This is a genomic window from Methanoculleus sp., from assembly GCF_020696975.1.
GTDB lineage: Archaea > Halobacteriota > Methanomicrobia > Methanomicrobiales > Methanoculleaceae > Methanoculleus.
Genome location: NZ_JAJGBK010000005.1, coordinates 1 through 5,997 on the forward strand (window position 1 = coordinate 1; position 5,997 = coordinate 5,997).

Annotated in this window: 4 protein-coding genes and 1 CRISPR repeat array; of the genes, 1 reads left to right on the top strand and 3 read right to left on the bottom strand. The window is 62.0% G+C overall.

Annotation, left to right across the window (positions count from 1 at the left end; all coding sequences use genetic code 11):
• The first annotated feature begins 11 nt into the window (after window positions 1-11).
• Window positions 12-285: direct repeats of the CRISPR family, unit length 29 nt; unit sequence CGGTTCATCCCCACGTGCATGGGGAACGC.
• A gap of 230 nt (window positions 286-515) precedes the next feature.
• The 3 genes from QZ650_RS01480 to QZ650_RS01490 all read right to left on the bottom strand — a co-directional run bounded on the left by QZ650_RS01480 (window position 516) and on the right by QZ650_RS01490 (window position 2,829).
• Window positions 516-1,700 carry an inorganic phosphate transporter gene (locus QZ650_RS01480; protein ID WP_292518079.1) on the bottom strand — a complete coding sequence of 395 codons (1,185 nt, stop codon included), beginning with the start codon at window positions 1,698-1,700 and terminating at the stop codon, window positions 516-518.
• 5 nt (window positions 1,701-1,705) lie between these two features.
• Window positions 1,706-2,335, bottom strand: a complete 630-nt coding sequence (locus tag QZ650_RS01485; protein ID WP_292518077.1) for a DUF47 family protein — start codon at window positions 2,333-2,335, stop codon at window positions 1,706-1,708.
• Between the two features lie 185 nt (window positions 2,336-2,520).
• Window positions 2,521-2,829, bottom strand: coding sequence for a DUF1894 domain-containing protein (locus QZ650_RS01490; RefSeq protein WP_292518076.1), 309 nt, complete (start codon window positions 2,827-2,829; stop codon window positions 2,521-2,523).
• Window positions 2,830-3,093: 264 nt separating this feature from the next.
• Here QZ650_RS01490 and QZ650_RS01495 point away from each other — a divergent pair, with 264 nt between their 5' ends.
• Window positions 3,094-5,733, top strand: a complete 2,640-nt coding sequence (locus tag QZ650_RS01495; RefSeq protein ID WP_292518074.1) for an aminotransferase class V-fold PLP-dependent enzyme — start codon at window positions 3,094-3,096, stop codon at window positions 5,731-5,733.
• Window positions 5,734-5,997 lie beyond the last annotated feature (264 nt).

A 5,997-nucleotide genomic window follows, 5' to 3' on the forward strand; every position in this document is an offset into this window, starting at 1 on the left:
ATCGACCGCGCCCGGTTCATCCCCACGTGCATGGGGAACGCTTGCGCTTCCGTCGGTCGCCGGAAACGGTAAACGGTTCATCCCCACGTGCATGGGGAACGCGGTCACCGGCCCGGCACCACTTCCGCACCGCCCGGTTCATCCCCACGTGCATGGGGAACGCCCGTTTAGGAGAGTCTGAACTGTTAACGGCTCCGGTTCATCCCCACGTGCATGGGGAACGCTATCATGAACCATAGCGACCTCCAGATGCGAGCGGTTCATCCCCACGCGATGGGGAACCCACATGATATTGTTCGTTTTCAGATATTTAATCGACTCAGCTCTATCGATGGCATGAAAAATGAGGGTGGAATATCTGAATCATCCGGAAAGTAAGGTACTCTACAGGAGAAGATGCTCGACACACATCCCATCCGATCCGGTTATGATCGGGCTTGCCGTAGCATACCCGGCAAGATGATTCCCTGCCACCCAACTTCCCTCCAGACACCCGGGACAATTCCTCCTTACCCTCAAAACACCCCCCCGATCAGATTGTGGGCGAGGGTATAACAGAACCAGGCCACGACCGCCGCGGCCGGGATCGTCAGGAACCAGGCGATGAGGATCTCGCGGACCACGCCCCACTTGACCGCCGAGTAGCCGCGGGTCGCGCCGACACCCATGATCGCGCCGGTTGTCGCATGGGTCGTCGAGACCGGGACGCCAAAGACGTTCATCAGCGATAAAACACCCCCGGCGGATGTCGATGCGGCAAACCCCTGGTAGGGTCGGATCCGGGTGATCCGGTTGGCCATCTTGTCGATGACCCGCCAGCCCCCGAGGAGGGTACCGGTGGAGATGGCAAGCGAAGAGACCAGTATCACCCAGAGCGGGACGGCGAACTCGGAGATCAGCCCGCCGGCAAGGAGCATGGCGGTGATGATCCCCATAGCGTTCTGGGCGTCGTTGCCGCCGTGACCGATCGCCTGGAGCGATCCCGAGAAGATCTGGAGATTTCGAAAGAGGCCTGTCAGGCGCCGCGGAGCATAGTTGCGGAAGACGTAAGCAACGGTGGTACCGAAGACGAACGCGACGATGAACCCGAGCATAGGGGAGACGACGATGAAGATGATGACACCAAGGATGCCGCTGATGTTCAAAAGTCCCGTTGCGATAGCGAGCGGGATGGCCACCGTCACCCCGATGAGTCCGCCAACGAGGAGGTTCCACGGCTTGAACTCGCCCCTCCGATGCGCAAATATCCCCGTGGCGACAGCACCAAGGGCGGCACCCGTAAGCCCATAAAAGGCCGTCTGCTCGACCATTGCAAGCGACGGCCAGATGACCGCTCCCGCGCCGGCACCTGCAATCCCGGCACCAAGCAGCCCCCCGATCAGGGCATGACTGCTCGATACAGGGATGCCGAGAAGAGATGTTGCAAGAACCCAGAGCACTCCGCCGACCAGGGCCATGAGGATCAGCGCCGGCGTAAGAAATGAGGGATCGACAATCCCCCTTCCGATGGTCGCCGCAATCGCCGTCGTGAAGAGGAGGGGGCCGAGGAGGTTGAAGACCCCTGAGAGGAGGACTGCCTGTAGAGGGGTTAAGGCCTTGGTCGCGACGATGGTTGCGATCGAGTTTGCAGCATCGTTCAAGCCGTTTGAGAAGTTGAAAAGAAGAGCCAGAACGATGCCAAGGATGATGATCGGATCCATGGCGGTCAGGAGTGTCTGATGGCTATGTCGCTCAAGACGTTTGCGACATCTTCGCACTTATCGGTCGCCATCTCCAGATTTTCGTAGATATCCTTGAGCTTGATGATGGTGATCGCATCGTTCGTCTTGAAGAGGTCCATGATGGCATGACCGAGGACGTTGTCCGCGACGTTCTCCAGCCGGTTCACCTCAATGCACCGCTCCTCGATCAGGCTCGGGTTCTTGATCGTCCGGATGCCGTTGACGGCTTTCTCGATCTCGACAACACTGAGCTGGATCAGTTTTGCAAGCTGGACCATCGAATCATCGGTCTCGGTGATCCCGTAGCTGTACATCTGTTGCGCGGTGCCGTCGATGTAGTCAAGAATATCGTCCAGCGCCGATGCGAGGCGGGAGATCTCTTCCGGTTCGAGTGGTGTGATGAACGTCCGGTTCAGCTGCTCGTAGATCTCGTGCGATATCTCATCGCCCTGGTGCTCGATCTGCTTCATCTGGCGGCACTGCTCTTTCACATCCTCGAAGTTTTCAACGAGGTCGACGAGCAGATCGGCCGCAGAGACGACAGTCGCGGCCATTCTATCGAAGAGATCGAAGAACACCTTATCCTGAGGAACTACCCAATCCTTGATGCCCACAATGATCGTTATAAGGTTTTTCAGTCAGGGACTATATAGCGATCGGTCATGTCGTCTCATCCGTGTAGCGGAATACGTTGAAATCGAGCCGATGGAGGGACCCGGCCCGCGCAGCAGCGGATCGGTCGAGTGTCGGGAGGAATGACACACGCTGCACTGACTTGCTCCCGCACAGCCGCCCGCCATCACTCCGGGGCCTTCGCGAGGCTGCCGCGGATGAAATCGAGGTCTGCCTCCTTTGCCGCGATCTCATAGAGCATCGTCCCGGGATTGGAGCAGCGCTTTGTGAACGGGAGCAGGATCCTCTTCTTCCGGATCTGGAGACCGACGAGCATGGGGGACGTCAGGAGCACCCGGATATCCTTGAAGACAAAGCCCGGCGGCATCTCGTAGTACTCCTTGCAGTGCTCTCGCACGTAGTCGTTCACCTGATCGGGGGTTACGCCCATGAGGATCACCTTCCCGCCAAGGTTGTTCACACAGCATGATGGCATAACCATATTGTTCGTTTTTATACGAATAAATCTTGCGTTGATCACGGAGCGGCACGACGAGACCCTGCATCCCCGGCATCCATCGGCGGAGACACGCCGATGCCATCCTCACCCGGGTTGCCGCGGTCATCCTGATCGCACTCGGCGCCGGTCTCGTTCTGCCGCTCAGGCGTCGATGAAGGGAAGGGCGGTCCGGAAGCCGGGTATTTCGCGGCGTTTTACCACCGGTTCACTTAATGTCTGCAGCAACCAATTATTCTTTACGTGATACGCGAACCGGCAGTCAAAAAATTCCTCTACTGGTGCGACCAGTGCAACGTCCCCCTCATCGGGCGCACCTGCGCCTGCAAGACGGGGGTTCGGGAGGTTCCGCTCCTGCAGCCGCACGACGTCCGCCCGGCCCTCGCGGCGGATATGGCCCTCATCCGGCGGCTTCTCACGGAGCAGTTCGGCGACGTCCCCCTGCCCCGCGTCGTGCTCTTAAACAAGACCGGAGGCGCCGACCGGGCCGACCTCGTGATCGTGCACGGCGAGCGGTTCGGCTGGCTCACGTTCGACCCGGTCATCCGCAGGTTCAGCCTGGATATCGCCCCCGAGGCGCTCCCATACATCCTGCCGCATGCGACCCGGGGGATCGTCGACCTCGAGGCCGAGCCCGCGGTGAGCGCCCATAAAGGACGCATCGGCGGGAAACGGTTCCCCCTGAAGAACCCCGTGCCCGACGGGACGGTCATCGTCGCCTACAGGAACCGGTTCGGCACCGGCGTCGTCAGGGACGGGCAGGTCCGGGTGAAGGAGCTCGCTCCCGTCACACCCCGGAACCGGCCCGACCCGGACTGGGATACGGTGATCGAGAAGAACCGCTACCACCTAAAGAACCTCGAGCGGAACGCGATCCGGACCATCAAGAAGCACATGAACGACCGGCCGTGCGTGAACGTCTCGTTCTCCGGCGGCAAGGACAGCACCGCCGTCCTCCATCTCGCCCGGAAGGCGGGGGTGGAGAAGGCGTTCTTCATCGATACCGGGATCGAACTCCCCGAGACCGTGGAGTTCGTGGCGTCTCAGGGCGTCGAGATCATCAGAAAGGGCGGCGACTTCTTCCAGGCGGTCGAGAAGGCGGGCCCCCCGGGGAAGGACCACCGCTGGTGCTGCAAGCTCTTAAAACTCCACCCCTTAAAGATCTACCTCGCCGATACCGGCCCCTGCGTCACCATCCAGGGGAACCGCTGGTACGAGTCCTGGAACCGGGCTGAACTCGATGAGACGAGCCAGAACCCGGCAAACCCCCTGCAGCTGAACGTCTCGCCGATCCGGAGCTGGCGGGCGCTCGAGGTCTTCCTCTACCTCTGGTGGCAGAAGGTCCCCATGAACCCGCTCTACGAGAAGGGGCTTGAGCGGATAGGCTGCTACCTCTGCCCGGCGGTGCTCGAGAGCGAGTACGAAGGCCTCCGGGAGATGCACCCGGAACTGACGGACCGCTGGGACGAATTCCTTATAAGGTGGGCGGAGAAGAATGGCCTGCCGGACGCCTACCATCGCTGGGGACTCTGGCGGTGGCGGGCGTTGCCCCCGAAGATGCGCGAGATCTGCAGGGACCGGGGCATCGCCGTGAACGAGGACTTCACCCTGCGTGAGGCGCCCATGAAGAAGAGAGTGGAGGTGGCAACGACGAAGACGATGAAGACCCGTGAGCCGGCACGGCCGGCAGAGATTGAGTTCACTCCCGATACGATACGGAAAGACTTCCCGATCCTCGGCGATATCGTTTATCTCGACAACGCGGCGACGAGTTTCTCACCGGAGCCGGTGGTGGAGGCGCTCGTCGAGTTCGAGCACCGTTACCGGGCTAACGTCGGGCGGGGCGTCCACCGGCTGACCCGGATCGCGACGCAGCGCTACTGGCACGCCCACGAGAAGGTGGCCCGGTTCATCGGCGGGGAGGCGGGGGTGACGGTCTTTACGAAGAACGCCACCGACGCGATCAACATGGTCGCGCAGGGGCTCTCCTGGGAACCGGGCGACCGCGTGGTGACCACCATCCTCGAACACCACTCAAACCTCCTCCCCTGGCGGGTGCTTGCAAAGCAGGGGGTCGCGGTCGACGTGATCGGGATTGATGCCGACTACTCGCTCGACCTTGCGGCGCTCGAGGAGACCCTGGCCCGGGGCGGCGTCCGGCTCGTCGCCGTCACCCACGCCTCGAACGTCCTCGGCGTGACGACGCCTGTGGCGGAGATCGCGGCGCTCTGCCGGGAGCACGGCGCCCTCCTCCTGGTGGACGGGGCGCAGTCGCTCCCGCACATGCCGGTGAACGTTACGGACCTGGGCTGCGATATCCTCTGCTTTGCGGGGCACAAGATGTTCGGGCCGACCGGGACCGGTGTCCTCTGGATGCGGGACCTGCTCTTCGAGCCGCCGACCCTCGGCGGAGGGATGGTCACGAGCGTGACCGCCGAAGGCTACGATCCGGCGGAGGGCTACCAGCGCTACGAGGCCGGGACCCCGAACGTCGGCGGCGGGATCGCGCTCGGCGTTGCCGTGGATTACCTCTCGGCGATCGGGATGGATAAGATCCACCGGCACGAAGAGCGCCTGACCGGCCGGCTGATCGAGGGACTCTCCGCGATAGACGGGGTGACGGTCTACGCCGGGAAAAACCCGGATGCCCGGATCGGGGTCGTCTCGTTCACCATCGACGGCGTTCACCCCCAGGAGGCCGCACAGATGCTCGACGAGGAGGCGGATATCATGGTGCGGTCGGGGCACCACTGCTGCCAGCCGCTGATGGAGCACCTCGGCCTCCCGGAGGGGACGGTGCGAGCGAGCATGGCGGCCTTCACGACCGAGCAGGAGATCGATCTCCTGATTGCGGCCGTCGACGAGATCTGCCGGGGACGGTGAGGGGTCTTCTCAAGCCACTAATCCCGCCGGGTCTTCGACGGCCTCAGGTTTCGGTAAGTGCTACTCGCAGCGTTCCGATCGGAATGGTTGTCCCCCAATACACGAGTCGGGGATGATTGGGCTTCTCGGGTACAAGAGTTTGAACACTGCCGGATATTATTTTAGGCACACGCAGTGATCGGAGCGAGAGAAAATCCCCATGCAGTGGACCGTGGGGGGTATCGCCATTGGGGGAGGGGCCGACGGGGAGGGGGGTGCAGCCCC

What these genes read in the sequence shown, in the direction of transcription:
- QZ650_RS01480 (WP_292518079.1), bottom strand. Translation starts at nt 1,700, where the DNA reads ATGGATCCGATCATCATCCTTGGCATCGTTCTGGCTCTTCTTTTCAAC.
- QZ650_RS01490 (WP_292518076.1), bottom strand. Translation starts at nt 2,829, where the DNA reads ATGCCATCATGCTGTGTGAACAACCTTGGCGGGAAGGTGATCCTCATG.